We start from the raw sequence: 16,354 nt of genomic DNA, 5'->3' as shown, positions 1-16,354 counted from the left end.
GCGCCGTCAGAGGTACATGCCCCCGCTGGAGGGGCTGTCGCCGGGCTGCGGAGCCGCGCCGGGCTGACCCGGCGCACCCTGCTCCGGCTGGCCGGGCAGTCCCATGCCGGGCGGCAGCGCCCGCCGGATCTGCTCGAACTGCGCCCGCGCCGCCATCTGCTGGGCGTAGATCGCGGTCTGGATGCCGTGGAAGAGGCCCTCGAGCCACCCGACCAGCTGGGCCTGTGCGATGCGCAGCTCGCCCTCGGAGGGCACCGTGCCCTCGGCGAACGGCAGCGACAGCCGCTGCAGCTCCTCGACCAGCTCGGGAGCCAGACCCTGCTCGAGCTCCTTGATGGAGGACGCGTGGATCTCCTTCAGGCGGGCCCGGCTGGCCTCGTCGAGCGGCGCGGCCTTCACCTCCTCGAGCAGCTGGCGGATCATGCTGCCGATCCGCATCACCTTGGCCGGCTGCTCGACCAGGTCGGTGAGGTTGCGCTCGCCGTCGTCCTCGGCGTCGTCGTCGCCCCCGCTCAGCGCCGAGGCCGGTACGGCGCCGATCGCCTTGCCGTCGGGGCCGATGATGACGACGTGCTGGTCCTGCTCGGACGTCGCCTCGGGCTGGGGGTCGGGCTGCTGCTCGCTCATGCGTCTTACGGTATCCAGACGCGCCCGATCCACCCGGCCCCCGCCGGGCCGGCCGTCAGCCCAGCCCGGCCCAGCTCAGCTCAGAGCGTCAGCACGATCTTGCCGGTGTGCGAGCCGGCGTCCATCAGCTCGTGTGCCCGGCGGACCTCCTCGAGCGGCAGCGTCTGCTCGACGATCGGGCGGATCGACCCGTCGGCGACCAGCGGCCACACGTGCTCGAGCACCGAGGCGACGATCGCGGCCTTGCCCTCGACGGGGCGGCCGCGCAGGGAGGTGGCGATGACGGCTGCCCGCTTGGTGAGCAGCTTGCCGAGGTCGAGCTCGCCCTTGCTGCCGCCCTGCATGCCGATGACGACGAGCCGCCCCTCGGTGGCCAGGGCCGACACGTTGCGCCCGAGGTAGGAGGCGCCCATGTTGTCGAGGATGACGTCGACCCCGGCGCCGTCGGTGGCGGACTTGGCGACCTCGACGAAGTCGTCGTCGTGGTAGTTGATGGTGACGTCGGCGCCGAGCCCGGCGCAGAACGCGAGCTTGTCGGCGGTGCCGCCGGTGGTCAGCACCTGCGAGCCGAGCGCGTGCGCGAGCTGGATGGCGAACGTGCCGATGCCACCGGCGCCGCCGTGCACCAGGAACGACTCCTCGGGCTTCAGGCCCGCGACCATGAACACGTTGGACCACACCGTGCAGGCCACCTCGGGCAGCGCCGCGGCGTGCACCAGGTCGACCCCGGCCGGCACCGGCAGCACCTGCCCGGCGGGTACGACGACCCGCGAGGCGTAGCCCCCGCCGGCGAGCAGCGCGCACACCTCGTCGCCCACGGCCCAGCCCTCGACGCCGTCGCCGAGCGCCGAGATTGTCCCGCTGCACTCCAGGCCGATGGTCTCGCTGGCGCCGGGCGGCGGGGGATAGAAGCCCTGGCGCTGCAGGGTGTCGGCGCGGTTGACCGCGGTCGCCGCGACCTCGATCGCGACCTCGCCGGGCCCGGGCTCGATGTCGGGCACCTCCTGGACCGACAGGACCTCGGGTCCGCCGGCGCCGTCGGCGACGACGGCCCTCACCTGGTCACCGCGCTCGGCGCCGGGGCGTCGTCCTCGTCGTCGTCCTCGTCGTCCTCCACGAGGACCGAGTCGACGTCGATCACGAGGTCGGCGGGCAGGTCGGCGGGGACGACGTCGTCGACGTCGTCGGGGTCGGGCGCGTCGGCGGGCCGGTCCCAGCTCTCGGCCAGCGCCTGGGCCCTGGCGGCCAGCTTCTCGATCGTCACCGGGCCAGCCCCGCGGCCGCCGGCGGCGTAGCCCAGCAGGTAGGCGATCACCGGTCCGGCGTGGACGTCGACCTTGTCGTGGGCCAGCTCGGACAGGTCGTTCAGCAGCCCCTCGTCGACCTCGGTCTCGAGGTCGAGCACGTCACACAGCTCGTCGATCCAGTCGTGGAGGTTCACGCCCCCACCCTGGACACGATGCGGGTCACTCCGCAACCCGGTCGCCGGCGTCGCGCAGGTCGGCCCACGTGTCGATGTCGCGGTGCTCGCGGCCGGTCGCCGGCACCTCGGCCAGGTCGAGGCGCGCGAGGAGCCGGTGGAGCGCGTGGTTGTGCTGACCCTCGTGGTCGGGCCGTACGGCGTCCAGCCGCGCACGCTCGACGACGAACGCGAGCTGGCGTCGGCCGTCGGGGTCGACGAGCACCGCCCCGTCGCGCCCGGCGGCGGCCTCGTGCAGCCGGCGCAGCGTGCCCGGACCCACCCACGGCATGTCGACGGCCAGGACCGCCACCGACGTCGTACGCCGCAGCAACGCGTCGACGCCGGTCAGCAGGCCCGCGACCGGGCCGCCGAAGCGGGGGCTCTCGACGACGAACGTCACGGGCCGGTCGGTCGGGACCTGCTCGCCCACCACGACCACCTCGGCGGCGTCGATCACGGCCTCGAGCGCGTGCGCCAGCAGCGAGCGTCCGTCGAGCTCGACCGACGCCTTGTCGAACCCGCCGAGGCGGATCGCCTGGCCGCCGGCCAGCACGATCGCGGCGTACGACTCCAGGTGCACGTCATCCACGGGCCCAGCGTGCCACCCTGGAGACGTGGAGCCCGACAGAGCAGACGTGATGCGCGTCGCCCTGGTGCAGGAGGCCTCGGGGCTCGAGCCCGACGCCAACCGCGCCCGGCTGGACGCCCTGACCCCCGACGACACCGACCTCGTGGTGTGGCCCGAGGCGTTCGCCCGCGACTTCGGCGAGGCCGGCTCCGACGTCAGCGCCTACGCCGAGCCGGTGACGGGCCCCTTCGCCACCGAGGCCGCGCGGGTCGCCGAGGCCCGCCGTACGACGATCGTGGCCGGCCAGTTCGAGACCAGCCACGACCCGGCCCGCCCGTTCAACACCCTGGTCGTGCGGGGCGCGGCGACGGCGGCGGCCTACCGCAAGGTGCACCTCTACGACTCCTTCGGCTACCGCGAGTCCGACCGCCTGGTGGCGGGCGACCCGGCGCCGGTGGTGGTGACCGTCGGTGGCTGGCAGGTCGGGCTGATGACCTGCTACGACCTGCGGTTCCCCGAGATGGCGCGGCTGCTCGTCGACGCCGGCGCGGAGGTGGTCGTGGTCCCGGCCGCCTGGGTGGCGGGGGAGCGCAAGGTCGACCACTGGCGCACGCTGCTGCGCGCGCGGGCCATCGAGAACACCGTCTTCGTGGTCGCTGCCGGGCAGCCGGCGCCGCGCTACTCGGGGCACTCGATGGCGGTCGACCCGCTCGGCGACGTGCTGGCCGAGGCCGGCGAGGCCCCCGAGGTCGTCCGGGCGACGCTGCACCGCGAGGTGCTCGACGAGGCCCGTCGCACCAACCCGTCGTTGCGCAACCGACGTCTGTAACCTCCGTAGTCATGTCCAGAGCCCCCGGTCGCCGTCGCGCCGGGACCCCTCCGACGCCGCCGTCGGGCACGGTCCTGACCGCGCCACCGGCGGCCGTCGAGGAGCCGTCGGCCGAGCCGGCCGCCGCAGGAGCCCGTCCGCGGCGCTCGTGGGAGGACCGGCTGAGCCGGTTCGGCGAGACCCGTACGGCGGCGGTCCTGTGGACGCTCGTGGTCCTCGTCGGCACCGCGGCCCTGGTCTGCGCGATGGTCCCGGCCGGTCCCGACTGGCTGGGCGGTGCGGGCAGCGTGACCGTCGTGGCGGCGTACTCCTGGGGGCTGGCGGCGCGCACCGGCGGCCGCCCGGTCGTCTTCGGCGTCCTGGCCGCCGTCCTCGGCGCGGCCGCGCTGGTCCTCGACGACGACAGCCTGCGCACGGGCGCCGCGGTGACGACCGCCGCCGTCGCCGCCGTGTTCGGGGTGATGGCGACCGTGCCCGCGGTGACCTACTGGCGTGCGGCCCGCGAGTGCGTGCTCGCCGTGACGATCTCGGCCATCGGTGCGCTCGCGACGCTCGGCTTCGAGCCCGTCGTCACCGTGACCCGCTTCGAGTACGCGACCTTCGGCCTGGCGCTCGCCGGGGCCTTCGCCGTCGTCTACCGCCTCGGCGCCGGCCTGCACGGCCTCGGCCGGCGCGGTGTCGTCATCGTCGTCGTCGGCGGCCTGCTGCTCGCCGCGACCCTGCTGTACGCCGAGATGCTGCGCCGCTACGGCACCCCCGAGCTCGTCTCGTCGTTGCTCGACGTGGTCGGCTGGAGCCGCGACCACCTCGGCGCCTTCCCGCGGCCGATCGAGTCCGTGCTCGGCGTCCCGGCCCTCGCCTACGGGTGTCACATGCGCGCCCGCCGCCGCCAGGGCTGGTGGATCTGCGCCTTCGGTGCCGCTGCCACCTCGGCCGTCGCCAACTCGCTGGCCAACCCCGCCATCACCCGCACCGAGAGCGCCCTGTCCGTGGTCTACGGCCTGCTCGTGGGCCTGGTGATCGGCTTCCTGGTCATCCGCCTCGATCTGCTCCTCACCGGCGAGACCCGCGGCTCGCGGGGGCGCCGCAGCCGCGCGGCCGAGCAGGCCTCCGCGTTGCGGCCCGAGCCGGCGCGTGGTCGGGCGCTGCTCTGACCCACGCTTCGGCGTACCGAGGGGTAACGGATAGCGTCGCCCCCATGGTCCGGGAGCAGCGTGTCGATCTCGTCGCCGAGATGGTCGCCGGGGTGCTCGAGGTCAGCGTCGTACCGGGTGACTCCGTCGCCGTCGGTGACGAGGTGGCCCTGCTGGAGTCGATGAAGATGGAGATCCCCGTCTTCGCCGAGACCGCCGGCACCGTCGTGGCCGTCAAGGTCGCCAAGGGCGACGTCGTCCAGGAGGGCGACGTCCTGATCTCCCTCACGCCCTGATCGCGCGCCCCCACTAGGATCGACCCGTCCGCGGGCGTGCCCGGGGACGAGGAGGGGTGCCGGAGCGGCCGATCGGAACCGCCTTGAAAGCGGTCGTAGGGAGACCTACCGCGGGTTCGAATCCCGCCCCCTCTGCTTAATTTGTCGGTGGTCGCCGGTCGGCCATCGGCGGTCGGCCAACTCGTGCAATCGAACGAGTTGGGGCCGCGGGACGGCGCCGGCGCGGGCCGACTCGTTCAATCGAACGAGTCGGCGCGGTCAAGGTCCCTCAGACCGGCTCGACCCGTTCGATTGCGCGAGTTGAACGGACGCTCCCACTGCGTCGGCGAGCGCTACTCCGACCCGCCGAGCTCCATCTCGACCGCGTCGTAGGCGAGGTCGTTGAGACGTTGCACGTGCCGGGTCACGTCGGCCACGAGCCGGGCCACCTCGGCGCGTACTGCGCCCACGTCGGGGTCCTCCAGCACCCGGGTGCCCAGGGTGCCGAGGCGCATCAGCAGCGCGTTGCGCTCGCGGAACGCCGTACCGCCGCGGGCCGCGAGCCACTCGTCCTCGCCGCCTGTGTTCTCCTCGAGCAGCGCCTCGCGCACGGCCGTCATCCGCTGCCGCATCGTCCATCGCCAGCTGCCGAGTCCCGGCCCCTCGCGCCCGGGGGCGTCGTTGGCCCCGACGAGCCCGCGCAGGGCGCTCGTCAGGGTCGCGCTCGTGGCTGCCATGGGTTGCCCTTCGGTGTGGGTCGAGGTGGGGTTGGGGGTGGGATCGGGTCCCAGGTGTGGTCCTGCTCACGAGCATGACCGGCGTCGAGTCGACGGACAAGGTCGAGCGATGATGGTCCCATGAGCGCGTCCACCGTCACCGACTATCGCCTGGCTCCGGTGTTCGCCGCCCGTCTCGTCGGCCTCGGGCTCATGGTCCTCGCGGTCCTCGCCTTCGGCCTGACGGCCGCCGCCCTCGCCTGGTCGTGGCCCGGCGACCTGATCGTCGTGGTCGTCGCGCTCGGGCTCGTCGCCGTCCTCGGTACGGCGTCCTGGCTGCGCTCACGGGCCTACGTCGTCCGCCTCACCGACACCGGCTACCGGGTGCGGTTCGTCCGAGGCGTGGGCGTCGCCGAGGGGCGCTGGGACGAGGTGCGCGAGGCAGGCTCCGCCCACCCGCGCGACGTCGTGTGCCTGGTGCTCGAGCGCCACGACGGCACCACCACCTCGATCCCGGTCGAGATGCTCGCCGGTGACCGCGACCGGTTCGCGACCGACGTCCGCGAGCGGCTCGAGGCCGCCGCCAGCGGCTCCTGATCGCCCCCTGCCTCCCCGGCCACCGATCCGATTGGCCCAGCCCCCCGGCCGCCTTGTAGCCTGAGCGCGCTGTCGTGCGTGCACGGCAGCGTGGAGGCGTCGCCTAGTCCGGTCTATGGCGCCCGCCTGCTAAGCGGGTTTGGGGCTACAACCCCATCGAGGGTTCAAATCCCTCCGCCTCCGCCACATGACCGTGACCACCCGTCCAGCCCCGCTGGGCGGGTGGTGCTGGTCGGTGCCAGGTTTGGGCCACCGCCCGGCGGGGGAGGGGCCCGATGAGCGCAGGTCGCGGTATGACTCGCTATGACTGGCTGCGGATCACTGCAATGCACGAAACTGCACTGGCGATTGTCTGGCAACCCTGGCGGTCGCAACCGACAATACGTTCACGGACCTTTCCGTGGGTCCGAGACCAGAAGGTGTGTGAATCTCCATGAAGCTCGCTCGTAAGCTCGCCCTGACCCTGGCTGCCTCGGCCCTGGGTGCGTCGCTGATCGGCCTCTCGGCCCCGGCCGCTCACGCCTACGACTCCTCGTGGGGCTGCGGCGGCGCCTGCCGCCCCGGCCACTGACCTTTCCGGCTGCGACCCGCTGACGACGTCTCCCTAGCAGGGTCAGTCCGAGTCGACGGGCTCCTGGCCGGAGACCCCGGCCTGCCCCATCGCGTAGCCCAGCTGGAATCGGGTCTCCCGCTCGTACTCCTGCTTGAGGTCGGCGACGTACCCCGCGTAGGTGCGGGGGCTGACCCCGAGCCGCTTGGCGCTGACCTGGTCGGAGTGGCCCTCGATCAGCATCCGGATCGTCATCGCCCGCTGCTCGGCCGCGATGTCCTTCATCGTGGTCGACTCGCGGTTGGTGAACGGCCGCGCGCGCTCCCACGTGCGGTCGAAGATGTCGACCAGGTAGGTCACCACCGACGGCTCACGGACCGCGACCGCGCTGGTCAGGTCGTCGCTGGCCGGGATCACCGCGACGCGGCGGTCCACCACGATCATCCGGTTGAAGAACTCGTCGAGCGTGCGGACCTCGGCCCCGCGGTCGGTCACCGCCGCGACGTACTTGGCCGTGAAGGAGCTGCGGCGCGCGCTGTGCTGGTAGAGCGTGCGCATCTTCATGCCCCGCTCGAGCGCGGCGGTGTCGCGCAGCGCCGCGGCCGCGAGGGAGGCGGCGTCGCGGCCGGCCTGCGGCTGAGCCGTGAGCATCTCCTCCTCGGCCTCGGAGACCAGGCCGGCGATGAACGGTCCGATCGCGTCGCCGTGCAGGTAGGTGAACGGGCCGCGCGCCTGGGAGAGCGGCGATCGCCGCCACGACTGGCTCAGGGAGCCGAACGCCCGCGCCCAGTGCGACGACTCCTCGAGCAGCTGCGCCGCTTGCTGGCTCAGTGGCGAGACCACCCGCGACTGGACGGTCGTGGGGTCCTCGGGCAGCCAGCGGTCGGTGTCGCGGTCGAGCTGAACCAGGCCCAGGTCGACCAGCAGGTCGAAGGCCGGCCGGTCCGGGCCGCCGTCGGCCACGCGCGGGTCGCCCGCGGCGATGCCCTGGCTCATCACGATCTCGTCGTAGAGCGTCGCGGCCCCGTCGGCGAACAGGGCACGCTCGTCCGGGCCGTACGTCATGAGTTGTCCCCTTCGTCGCGCTGGTCCCGAGCGTGCGGCAGATCCTACTGACGCCGACGGCCCCTCACCCCGACGTCGGGGTGAGGGGCCGTCGTACGACGGGTGGTCGGGTCAGACCTGGTCGCTCGCCTCGAGCCGTGCCTTGAGGCCGTCGAGCTCGGTCCAGAGCACGGCGGGCAGGTCGTCGCCGAACTTCTCGAACCACTCCTGGATCTGCGGGATCTCGGCCTGCCACTCGTCGACGTCGACGGCCAGCGCGGCCTCGAGGTCCTCGGGCGTCAGGTCGAGCCCGTCGATGTCGAGCGAGCCCGGCGCCGGCACGCGGCCGATGGGCGTCTCGACCGCGGCGGCCTGGCCGTCGATGCGCTCGACGACCCACTTGAGCACGCGGCTGTTCTCGCCGAAGCCGGGCCACAGGAAGCCGCCCTCGGCGTCGCGGCGGAACCAGTTGACGTAGAAGATGCGGGGCAGCTTGGCCTCGTCGTTGTTCTTTCCGACGTTGATCCAGTGGCTGAAGTAGTCGCCGGCGTTGTAGCCGATGAAGGGCAGCATCGCCATCGGGTCACGGCGTACGACGCCCACCGCGCCGACCGCGGCGGCGGTGGTCTCCGACGACAGGGTCGCGCCGAGGAAGGTGCCGTGGGCCCAGTCGCGGGCCTCGAACACGAGCGGGACGGTCGTCTTGCGGCGACCGCCGAAGAGGATCGCGTCGATCGGTACGCCGCGCGGGTCGTCGAACTCGGGCGCAAGGATGTCACACTGCTTGATGGGCGTGCAGTAGCGGCTGTTGGGGTGGCTGGAGTCGAAGTCGGACTCGGGGGTCCACTCCTCGCCCTTCCACGACGTGGCCTTGGCCGGCGGGTTCTCCAGGCCCTCCCACCAGACGTCGCCGTCCTCGGTGAGCGCGACGTTGGTGAAGACCGAGTTGCCCTTGTTGATCGTCGACATCGCGTGCGGGTTGGTGTGCTCGTTGGTGCCGGGGGCGACGCCGAAGAAGCCGTACTCCGGGTTGACCGCCCACAGCCGACCGTCCTCGCCGATCCGCATCCAGGCGATGTCGTCGCCGATCGACTCGACCTTCCAGCCGGGGATGGTCGGCTTTAGCATGGCGAGGTTGGTCTTGCCGCAGGCGCTCGGGAACGCCGCGGCGACGTACTTGGTGACGCCCTGGGGGCTGGTCAGCTTGAGGATCAGCATGTGCTCGGCGAGCCAGCCCTCGTCGCGCGCCATCACCGACGCGATGCGCAGGGCGTAGCACTTCTTGCCGAGCAGGGCATTCCCGCCGTAGCCGCTGCCGAAGGACCAGATCGCGCGCTCCTCGGGGAACTGCACGATGTACTTGGTGTCGTTGCACGGCCAGCGCACGTCGGCCTGGCCCTCGGCCAGCGGCATGCCGACCGAGTGGATCGCCTGCACGAACGGCGCGTCGAGCTCGGTGATCTTGTCGAGCACGTGGCTGCCCATGCGGGCCATCACGCGCATCGAGGCGGTGACGTACGCCGAGTCGGTCAGCTCGACGCCGAACATCGGCTTCTCGGCCTCGAGGTGGCCCATGACGAACGGGATGACGTACATCGTGCGGCCCTTCATGCAGCCGGCGTACAGCCCGCGCATGAGGTCCTTCATCTCGTTCGGGTCCATCCAGTTGTTGGTGGGCCCGCAGTCCTTCTCGTCGACCGAGCAGATGTAGGTGCGGTCCTCGACGCGGGCGACGTCGATCGGGTCGCTGGCGGCGTAGAAGGAGTTGGGCTTGATCGCCGGGTCGAGGCGGGTGAACGTGCCGGTCCCGACGAGCGCGTCGGTCAGCTCGGTCCACTCCTCGTCGGAGCCGGTGCACCAGTGGATGCGGTCGGGCTGCGTCAGCGCGGCGACCTCGGCGACGAAGTCGAGCACCCCCTGGTGGGTCGTGGGTGCCGAGGCGTTCTGGTCGGTCGTGCGGTCCTGCGTGGCGGTCATGCCGTGGTCCCTCTCGCGCATTCTCGGCCCTCGGGCGGAGTGCCCCGGGCCGGCCGTCGATCGGTGTCGACGATGTCGTGGAGTCGTGGTGTGGATCGCGGGCGCCGTTGCTGCGATTCGAGTTCCGTGAGGCTAACCCGGTGTCGCGGACGCTCATATTGGACCGATCCAAGGGGCGTGGGCCAGGTCACACCCGGGGGCGGAGAGGCGTAGCGTGCGGGCATGAATCGTCGTGCTACTGGCCTGGCCGGTCTCCTCCTCGCGTCCCTCGTCCTGCTGCCCGGCTCGGCCGGGGCCACCACCCCGGCGCCCGAGAAGCTCCCCGCACCCGCCGGCCGGTCCGAGGTCTCGGCAGACGTCTCAGGCCCCGGCGCGACGGCGTACTCCTACGACAGCGGGTCCGTCCGGCACCGGGGCTCCTTCACCCTCACGCGGGCGGGGAGCGGTGTCTCGGTCACCCAGACCGACAAGATCGGCGTCCACAGCCTCACCTCCACGGGCCGCACGCGAGGCACCGCGGTCGCGGAGATCACCAAGACCGCCCGCAACCAGGTGAAGGTGTCCTTCTCCGTCAAGCGCACCGCCCGGTGGAAGGTGCAGGTCCGGGTGAGCAGGTCCGGGGCGACGTGCGTGCCCGGCGCAGTGGTGATCGGTCAGCCCGGCCACCGGCCGTTCGTCGACGGCGCCGTGACCTGCGACGGCGACCAGGTCGCCGCCTACACCCTGAACCGGTCCGTCACGCTGCGGGCCGGGGCGCGCTACACCTACACGGCGGGCCACGGGCGGACCGACGTCAACGGCGGCGGGCTCACCTGGTCCATCCGGCTCTTCGAGGACAACTAGCCCGGCACCGCCCCAGGAACGACATACCGATTCGGCAACGCTCGCGGGGTCGGCTATTCTCGTCCAGTCCTGCGGCAAGTCCGCGGGGCATGCGCCTGTAGCTCAACGGATAGAGCATCTGACTACGGATCAGAAGGTTTGGGGTTCGAATCCCTACAGGCGCACAGAAAGCCGCAGGTCAGCCCAGCTGACCTGCGGCTTCTTCGTTGTGCAGAGGGCCGGGCGGCACCGCCACGACCTGCGACTCGACCGGCGGCTTCCGTGCGGACTCGGTGCCAGCCATCGCCGGGTGCGAGCGTCCCGGGGGCGTGCTCGCCGACGGGACCGCTGCCCCGCGAAGGCATAGGGTCCGACCTACGTGTCCTGCTCCACCCGCCCTCGACGGCTAGCTCGAAGGCGGGGCATTGACGGGCGTTGGAAGTCGCGCATCAGGAATGGCAGCGGGACGTCGCTCCCGCTAGTTGATCGCGTGGTCGTGCACCGCCGATGAGAGGTGGACGCCGTTCAGCTCCAGGTAGAGCTGCCGCTCCGTGACGGTGAGCGTGATCGTGTTGCGGCGCTCCATCGTGTCCACCGCTGAATCGATGAACCCGGGATCGAAGCTGTGCAGCACGATCTCGGCGGCCCGGTGGATCCGCGCCCCTGCCCACTGCGCGAGCACCTTGGCCGGGTCGCGGTGCGTGTAGATCGTCGTGCGCTCGGCAGCCTTGCTGCCCGTGTGAAGCCGCGCGGCATCCGGTGCGCCGACCTCGATCCAGGCGAGCAGCTTCCCGCTCAGGTCACGCACCAGCACCGCCGGGGCGTCGGTCGCCGAGATGCCCTCGCTGAATGTGATGCCCTCCTCGTGCTCGAGGCAGTAGGCCAGCACGCGCGTCACGAGGTACGCCTCGGTCTCTGAGGGATGCCGCGCCGCGCGCAGCGTGAACTCCTCGTAGACGCCGCGATCGGTGTCGGCCAGCTCGACTTCAAACGTGTGCATCGTCGCGCCGGCCGCCATGGGGCTCAGCCTAGTTCGGGAACGGGGACCTACCGCGCCGTCATCACCGTCGCCTGATCGCGGCGGAAAGCCGCACCTCGGGAGCGCGCGGTCCGCGGCATGGTCGGGCGTCTACTGAAAGTCGTCCGTCAAGCGGGGCCACCGTCTCCGCCACCAGCCAGGCGTCGCATCGGCGTCAGCGCCGTTAGGGACTGTCGCCAGGCGGAACCGGGTGTCTATCGCTAGGAGGGCAGGCTCACGCAGCCGCCTTATCCGTGGCGTCAAGATTGGCCAAGCGCGCGCAATCGCGTCTCGGCTAGAGAGTTCATCCCAGTACTCGTACTCGGTCCAGGCGTAGCCCTCCTCGACCTGCCTCACTAGGTCCTGCCAGATGTCGAAGAGCTGGTTCAACGACGTGCAGCCGACCGCCCTCATGGCCTCATCGACGGAGTCGTAATCCTCCGCCACCAGGTCGTCCGTCATGCAACTCAGTCTCCCATCGCCGAGCCCGGCTCTCGGCACGAGCGGGCGGATTGCCAGTCCTAGAGGCGACGGAAAGATGCACCTCGCGGGCGCGCGCGCTCCGCGGCATGGTCGGGCGGAACCTGCGGCGCGGAAAGCCTCGCCTGTGTCCGCCAGGGACGAGACCTGAAGACGCTCGTCGCCTAAGCGCGGGCCATCGACGCGGAGTGGCGCCGCTGACGAAGACGTCCGGGCTTAGGAGCCCGTCTCGACCCGTCAGGTAGGAGGCATGACGTCGACGCGCAACGGGGCGCAGATGTCGACGAGCCAGTTGAACCCCGACTCGATGCCGAAGACGCGCGCGAACGTCACGTCTTGAGCGAGGTCGTCCGCGTCGACACGATCGCCGAAGAAGACCTGGGCGCGGTCGCTATTGCATCGCGTCGACATCCACTCGACGCCGTCGAAGCCGGCGTCGTGAGCGGCTTCGGCCCAGGCGACCGTGCGCTCGTAGACGCCCGGGCCGTGCACGTCGATCACGTCGGTGTTGTCGACTTCGAGACGGCGCAGCCCGAGACCGTGAAGACGGGCGAGGCGCAAGGTGCGCCTCACCGCGAAGCGCCCCATGATGCGCTTGCGGTAGTCGTCGAAGGACAAGATGCCGCCGCCGAGTGGTACGTCATGCAGGAGCGTCTCGGCGACCGCGGCCTCTTCGGTCTCGGCGGCGTACAGGACGGGCACGGGCGGGTCGCCGAAGAAGGCGAAACGAGTCGGCGCACCGATGCCCGGGTTGAACTCCGTGACACGGCGACCCTCGCCGTGCGTCCGGTACAGGAGGGTGCCTTCGTCCAGGACGACAGGCTCGGCGTCGAACGGGTCGGGAGGGTCTGCGACGGTCCCGCCGAGCCTCACCACTCCGTCGACCAGGCGTTCGCGGCGCTCTGGAGGACCAGTTCCGGGTCGACGGCCAGGTACGAGGCAGGGGCGTCGCCGCCGAAGAAGGCACTTGGCGCGCTCGCCCATTCGATGATCCCGCGCTCCGACCGGCCGTGCTGGGCGCCCAAGACGCGAAGGTCCGCGACGACAGGCAATGGCTGACCGTCCGCGTCGAAGTTCCAGCCAGGGAAGAGCAGGCGGCTGCCGCGTTCAAGGGCGAGGAGTCGCCCCGCCTTGCGAGCATGCGTAGCGAGGTTGTCCGGCCGAGTGGCCGTCGAGCCCATACGGCGTCCAGCCTCGCTGGCCGAGAGAAGACCGAAGGTCCCGTCGATCCGGTCGTAGAAGATTTCCTGGGCCCGGGCTGCACGCACCATCTGCGGGGACGCGTCGACCTCGACGGCCGCGATCGCTGGCCCGAGGGAGGCAGCCGTACGAAGCATCCGGGCACTCAGATCGGCCAGGATCGTCGCGACCGTGCTCAGGCCCGAGCCAGCGGGCCCAGCGACAAAGGCCAGTCCCGACTGCGCCTCCCGGTAGTCACCCGGCACCCCGCCCGGCACGGCGGGCCGCACCCGCTTGCCGACCGCCTGCTGATACGCCGACGGTGGGACCGGCTTCAGCCCCGAAGCGGCCTTGCCGGTCCTGGCTGTCGTCTTCCGCGCGGACGCGGCCTTCTTGGCCGTGGGGTCCTTCCCGACTCCTCGTCGCGTGCCCGTCACAGCGCCCTTCGCCGCGCCCTTCGTGGTGCCCTTCGTGGTGCCCTTCGTGGCGCTCATCGCTGCGCTCGTCGTTCCGCCTCGCGGCGTGCTCTTGGCTGCGTCCTTCTGGCTCACGTGACCTCCTTGGGCTTCTCGACCACTGTACCTCGCGAACATGCAGATGATGCAGTCCATGCCAATGCCCGATCTGCTGTTACACCTTGCGGGCAAGAAGCAGCGAACAAGGAACTGCGTGACCTGGTCCGCGACTGGGACCAGCCTGCTGGACCTCAACGGCATCGGCAGCCCGGCTCCTGGCCGAGGTCAGCGACATCACCCGGTTCCCCGACCGCGGCCACTTCGCATCGTGGAACGGCACCGCACCGATCGATGCGTCCTCTGGCGACGTCGTGCGCCATCGACTCTCACGTCTGGGCAACCGTCAGATCAACCACGTGCTGCACGTCATGGCGGTCGTTCAGTTGCGTAACCCCGGCCCAGGTCGCGACTACTACGACAAGAAGAAGGCCGACGGGAAGTCATCGATGGAAGCAATGCGATGCCTCAAACGACGGCTGTCCGACGTCGTCTATCGAACGATGCTCGACGACTCCATCAGGACCGTCGTCGCCGATGACAGCAACAATCCGGCGACGGGCCCGGGAGGACAACGGGGCAACGACTCTGAATCCAGCGCGACCGGCTCACAGCCCCACACCAGCTCTTCGGACAAGTCACTTCCCGGACCCGCCGACGACGAGTCTAGAACGCTGCTCGCGACCCCTGCTTGACACAGAGGGGTGCCATGTCCGGGCGTATCGGTGTCCTTGAGGCGGCGAAAGCGGCGTGCTCCCCTGTGCCGCTCGACCGAGCCGGAATCTGCGCGACACACAGACCGAGAGCGGTCCTGCAATGCGGGACGCGCGATGGGGGTCGTACCGCGTCACAACCAGATGCCGTGACGGGGATGACCGGGAACTACCGCACCGGGCCGAGCGGCCGGGTGCGCCAGTGGATCTCGTCGTAGGCGCCGCGGAAGGCTCGCACGTGCACGCTGATGCGGTGGCCGCGGTCGGCGGGCCTCAGCTCGTACGACGCGCCGTCGGCCCCGCCGATCGCCCGGCCGTCGCGCTGCCACTGGTAGCGCGGGCTGGAGAAGGGGTGGGTGACGGGTCGGGTCACGCGGAGCGTCGAGCCGACGGTGAGGCGCCCGCGGACCCGGGGCCCGGACTCGACGGTGAACCTGCCGGTCAGGACCTTCGGGGCACGTGGGGTGACGTAGGTGTAGGTCGAGGTGTACCCCGGCTTGACTGCCCTGAGCCGCGCGATGATGCGGGCGCCGAGGTCCGACGGCCGGACGCGGTAGGTGCGGCCGTGCTCGCCGCTGATCGGAACCCCGTTGCGTGCCCACTGGTAGGCCACCTTGGCGGTGGTGGGATACCACGAGCCCCGGCTCACGGTGAGGGTCGCGCCGACGCGCGGGGTGCCGGACTGGACGGCCCGTACGTCGGCGACCACGGCCACGGGTTCCACGGAGGTGTCGGCCTTGGTTTCCTGGTCGATGCGGACAACGACATCACGGGCTCGTTCGACGGTGGCGGCGTCGCCGGAGAACTCCGTGCGGATCGGCGAGTCAGTAGGTCCTTCGGCGTAGCGCACGCGGTAGGGCCCGGACGGGGCACGGAACCGGTAGGTGCCGCGCGCGCTGGTGACGGTCCGCTCGGCTCCCTCGTCCTCGTAGTCGGTGACCCACTCGCCGTAGTCGTTGAGGTGCAGCACGGTGATGGTGACGCCGCCGAGGCGCTTGCCGTCGCCGCGTCGGACCGTGCCGGTGACGGTGCCCTGGGGGTGCAGCCCGACGGGGTCGACGCCTGCGGTGTCCTCTCCCTCGGTCACGGTCACCGTGGTCGCGAGACGGGCGGCGGTGGCCGTGGAGCCGGAGCCCCGCCACCACCCCTCGAGCCCGGTCTCGTGGGTGTAGTAGCGCACCACGTAGTTGCCGGCGTGCAGGCGGGGCACGTCGTACCGGCCGTCTCCGTCGCCCGCGTCGGCGTTGATGCGCACGTATCCACCGGGCACGGTGGGGTCGGCCGCGAAGACCTCGGCGGTCGACGTGGTCCAGAGGGGATCGGGTTCGAACGCTGCCCGGTCGATCGTTCCGCTGATGGATCCGCCGGCCGAGAGCTGTGGGTTCAGACGGGTGAGCCGACCCGCCTCGACGACCACCTTGGTAGAGGCGCCGCGGGTGGCGACGTCACCCCACCACTCCGTCGCGATACCGGGGAAGCCGGCGAACTTCACCCAATAGGCACCGGGCGGCAGGTCGACCTGGAAGGCGCCGTCGTTGGTGCCGTTGTGCCAGCCCTCCGGCGTCGACGAGGCCGGGTCGACCGGGTCGACGTAGATCATGTAGCGCGAGTCGGGGCGGCCGTCGGCACGGGTGACCACGCCAGCGATCCCGCCCGCCTCGGCGGCCTGTGCCTCGTCGGCCGCGGTGATGGTGCCGGTGAACGCGGTGACCAGGGCCGTGGTGGCAGCGGCCAGGGAGAGAGCAACGAGCTTCGGTGTCATGGGCTTTCCGTGGTGGGTCCGAGAGGGAACGCCTACGTACCAGGCGTGAGGGACGGTAGTCGCTGACCGCCCGAGCCGTGGCCGAACGCC

General features: G+C 71.3%; 19 protein-coding genes and 3 tRNA genes. 10 read left to right on the top strand and 12 right to left on the bottom strand.

Annotated elements, in window-relative coordinates:
- Window positions 1–6 precede the first annotated feature (6 nt).
- The 4 genes from FJQ56_RS09540 to mobA all read right to left on the bottom strand — a co-directional run bounded on the left by FJQ56_RS09540 (window position 7) and on the right by mobA (window position 2,678).
- Window positions 7–627: a bacterial proteasome activator family protein gene (locus FJQ56_RS09540; protein WP_140009178.1), complete on the bottom strand. Its 621-nt coding sequence runs from the start codon at window positions 625–627 to the stop codon at window positions 7–9.
- A gap of 80 nt (window positions 628–707) precedes the next feature.
- The gene (locus tag FJQ56_RS09535; RefSeq protein WP_140009177.1) at window positions 708–1,685 is read right to left on the bottom strand and encodes an NAD(P)H-quinone oxidoreductase; all 978 of its coding nucleotides are present in this window, start codon (window positions 1,683–1,685) and stop codon (window positions 708–710) included.
- Window positions 1,682–2,068: a DUF6457 domain-containing protein gene (locus FJQ56_RS09530; RefSeq protein WP_140009176.1), complete on the bottom strand. Its 387-nt coding sequence runs from the start codon at window positions 2,066–2,068 to the stop codon at window positions 1,682–1,684. Before FJQ56_RS09530 ends, FJQ56_RS09535 begins: the two co-directional genes overlap by 4 nt.
- Before the next feature lie 25 nt (window positions 2,069–2,093).
- The gene (gene mobA / locus FJQ56_RS09525) at window positions 2,094–2,678 is read right to left on the bottom strand and encodes a molybdenum cofactor guanylyltransferase (protein WP_246084056.1); all 585 of its coding nucleotides are present in this window, start codon (window positions 2,676–2,678) and stop codon (window positions 2,094–2,096) included.
- Window positions 2,679–2,703: 25 nt separating this feature from the next.
- Here mobA and FJQ56_RS09520 point away from each other — a divergent pair, with 25 nt between their 5' ends.
- The 4 genes from FJQ56_RS09520 to FJQ56_RS09505 all read left to right on the top strand — a co-directional run bounded on the left by FJQ56_RS09520 (window position 2,704) and on the right by FJQ56_RS09505 (window position 5,050).
- Complete coding sequence (locus FJQ56_RS09520; protein ID WP_342776429.1) at window positions 2,704–3,486, top strand: carbon-nitrogen hydrolase family protein; 783 nt, start codon at window positions 2,704–2,706, stop codon at window positions 3,484–3,486.
- 11 nt (window positions 3,487–3,497) lie between these two features.
- The gene (locus tag FJQ56_RS09515) at window positions 3,498–4,640 is read left to right on the top strand and encodes a hypothetical protein (RefSeq protein WP_211350816.1); all 1,143 of its coding nucleotides are present in this window, start codon (window positions 3,498–3,500) and stop codon (window positions 4,638–4,640) included.
- Window positions 4,641–4,684: 44 nt separating this feature from the next.
- Complete coding sequence (locus FJQ56_RS09510; protein ID WP_140009175.1) at window positions 4,685–4,915, top strand: biotin/lipoyl-binding carrier protein; 231 nt, start codon at window positions 4,685–4,687, stop codon at window positions 4,913–4,915.
- Window positions 4,916–4,965: 50 nt separating this feature from the next.
- Window positions 4,966–5,050, top strand: a tRNA-Ser gene (locus FJQ56_RS09505).
- A gap of 197 nt (window positions 5,051–5,247) precedes the next feature.
- Here FJQ56_RS09505 and FJQ56_RS09500 read toward each other — a convergent pair.
- Window positions 5,248–5,631, bottom strand: coding sequence for a hypothetical protein (locus FJQ56_RS09500; RefSeq protein WP_140009174.1), 384 nt, complete (start codon window positions 5,629–5,631; stop codon window positions 5,248–5,250).
- Between the two features lie 120 nt (window positions 5,632–5,751).
- Here FJQ56_RS09500 and FJQ56_RS09495 point away from each other — a divergent pair, with 120 nt between their 5' ends.
- The 3 genes from FJQ56_RS09495 (at window position 5,752) to FJQ56_RS22135 (ending at window position 6,778) form a co-directional block, all read left to right on the top strand.
- Entirely contained in the window at window positions 5,752–6,207 is a 456-nt protein-coding gene (locus tag FJQ56_RS09495) for a hypothetical protein (protein ID WP_140009173.1), read from the top strand.
- A gap of 92 nt (window positions 6,208–6,299) precedes the next feature.
- Window positions 6,300–6,393, top strand: a tRNA-Ser gene (locus FJQ56_RS09490).
- Window positions 6,394–6,640: 247 nt separating this feature from the next.
- Window positions 6,641–6,778 (top strand): hypothetical protein, encoded by a 138-nt coding sequence (locus FJQ56_RS22135; protein WP_170215330.1) that lies wholly within the window; start codon window positions 6,641–6,643, stop codon window positions 6,776–6,778.
- Between the two features lie 42 nt (window positions 6,779–6,820).
- Here the strand turns inward: FJQ56_RS22135 and FJQ56_RS09485 are convergent, their stop codons facing one another.
- Complete coding sequence (locus FJQ56_RS09485; RefSeq protein ID WP_140009172.1) at window positions 6,821–7,822, bottom strand: phospholipase D-like domain-containing protein; 1,002 nt, start codon at window positions 7,820–7,822, stop codon at window positions 6,821–6,823.
- A 111-nt stretch (window positions 7,823–7,933) separates the two neighbouring features.
- Entirely contained in the window at window positions 7,934–9,778 is a 1,845-nt protein-coding gene (locus FJQ56_RS09480; RefSeq protein WP_140009171.1) for a phosphoenolpyruvate carboxykinase (GTP), read from the bottom strand.
- Between the two features lie 222 nt (window positions 9,779–10,000).
- Here FJQ56_RS09480 and FJQ56_RS09475 point away from each other — a divergent pair, with 222 nt between their 5' ends.
- Both FJQ56_RS09475 and FJQ56_RS09470 read left to right on the top strand, forming a co-directional pair.
- Window positions 10,001–10,621, top strand: coding sequence for a hypothetical protein (locus FJQ56_RS09475; RefSeq protein ID WP_140009170.1), 621 nt, complete (start codon window positions 10,001–10,003; stop codon window positions 10,619–10,621).
- A gap of 91 nt (window positions 10,622–10,712) precedes the next feature.
- Window positions 10,713–10,785 (top strand) — tRNA-Arg (locus FJQ56_RS09470).
- A gap of 293 nt (window positions 10,786–11,078) precedes the next feature.
- On the opposite strand, the gene FJQ56_RS09465 is transcribed toward FJQ56_RS09470, so the two are convergent.
- The 4 genes from FJQ56_RS09465 to FJQ56_RS09450 form a co-directional block, all read right to left on the bottom strand.
- On the bottom strand, window positions 11,079–11,618 hold the full coding sequence (locus FJQ56_RS09465; protein WP_140009169.1) for a YaeQ family protein: 540 nt from the start codon (window positions 11,616–11,618) through the stop codon (window positions 11,079–11,081).
- 111 nt (window positions 11,619–11,729) lie between these two features.
- On the bottom strand, window positions 11,730–12,080 hold the full coding sequence (locus FJQ56_RS09460; protein WP_140009168.1) for a hypothetical protein: 351 nt from the start codon (window positions 12,078–12,080) through the stop codon (window positions 11,730–11,732).
- A 255-nt stretch (window positions 12,081–12,335) separates the two neighbouring features.
- On the bottom strand, window positions 12,336–12,971 hold the full coding sequence (locus FJQ56_RS09455) for an RES domain-containing protein (RefSeq protein WP_211350815.1): 636 nt from the start codon (window positions 12,969–12,971) through the stop codon (window positions 12,336–12,338).
- On the bottom strand, window positions 12,968–13,828 hold the full coding sequence (locus FJQ56_RS09450) for a hypothetical protein (protein WP_140009166.1): 861 nt from the start codon (window positions 13,826–13,828) through the stop codon (window positions 12,968–12,970). Before FJQ56_RS09450 ends, FJQ56_RS09455 begins: the two co-directional genes overlap by 4 nt.
- Before the next feature lie 134 nt (window positions 13,829–13,962).
- On the opposite strand from FJQ56_RS09450, the gene FJQ56_RS22905 reads away from it, so the two are divergent.
- Window positions 13,963–14,484 (top strand): transposase, encoded by a 522-nt coding sequence (locus FJQ56_RS22905; protein WP_211350919.1) that lies wholly within the window; start codon window positions 13,963–13,965, stop codon window positions 14,482–14,484.
- Window positions 14,485–14,671: 187 nt separating this feature from the next.
- Here the strand turns inward: FJQ56_RS22905 and FJQ56_RS09440 are convergent, their stop codons facing one another.
- A complete protein-coding gene (locus tag FJQ56_RS09440; RefSeq protein ID WP_140009165.1) occupies window positions 14,672–16,264 on the bottom strand; it encodes a carboxypeptidase-like regulatory domain-containing protein in 1,593 nt (530 codons plus the stop codon).
- Window positions 16,265–16,354: the final 90 nt, after the last annotated feature.

Source organism: Nocardioides plantarum (genome assembly GCF_006346395.1).
Lineage (GTDB): Bacteria > Actinomycetota > Actinomycetes > Propionibacteriales > Nocardioidaceae > Nocardioides > Nocardioides plantarum.
This window is presented reverse-complemented; position numbering and strand designations above follow the sequence as displayed.

Bases quoted from the DNA above. Each gene is read 5' to 3' on its own strand.
- FJQ56_RS09540 (WP_140009178.1), bottom strand. From the start codon at position 627: ATGAGCGAGCAGCAGCCCGACCCCCAGCCCGAGGCGACGTCCGAGCAG.
- FJQ56_RS09515 (WP_211350816.1), top strand. From the start codon at position 3,498: ATGTCCAGAGCCCCCGGTCGCCGTCGCGCCGGGACCCCTCCGACGCCG.
- FJQ56_RS09510 (WP_140009175.1), top strand. From the start codon at position 4,685: ATGGTCCGGGAGCAGCGTGTCGATCTCGTCGCCGAGATGGTCGCCGGG.
- FJQ56_RS09500 (WP_140009174.1), bottom strand. From the start codon at position 5,631: ATGGCAGCCACGAGCGCGACCCTGACGAGCGCCCTGCGCGGGCTCGTC.
- FJQ56_RS09495 (WP_140009173.1), top strand. From the start codon at position 5,752: ATGAGCGCGTCCACCGTCACCGACTATCGCCTGGCTCCGGTGTTCGCC.
- FJQ56_RS22135 (WP_170215330.1), top strand. From the start codon at position 6,641: ATGAAGCTCGCTCGTAAGCTCGCCCTGACCCTGGCTGCCTCGGCCCTG.
- FJQ56_RS09485 (WP_140009172.1), bottom strand. From the start codon at position 7,822: ATGACGTACGGCCCGGACGAGCGTGCCCTGTTCGCCGACGGGGCCGCG.
- FJQ56_RS09480 (WP_140009171.1), bottom strand. From the start codon at position 9,778: ATGACCGCCACGCAGGACCGCACGACCGACCAGAACGCCTCGGCACCC.
- FJQ56_RS09475 (WP_140009170.1), top strand. From the start codon at position 10,001: ATGAATCGTCGTGCTACTGGCCTGGCCGGTCTCCTCCTCGCGTCCCTC.
- FJQ56_RS09465 (WP_140009169.1), bottom strand. From the start codon at position 11,618: ATGGCGGCCGGCGCGACGATGCACACGTTTGAAGTCGAGCTGGCCGAC.
- FJQ56_RS09460 (WP_140009168.1), bottom strand. From the start codon at position 12,080: ATGACGGACGACCTGGTGGCGGAGGATTACGACTCCGTCGATGAGGCC.
- FJQ56_RS09440 (WP_140009165.1), bottom strand. From the start codon at position 16,264: ATGACACCGAAGCTCGTTGCTCTCTCCCTGGCCGCTGCCACCACGGCC.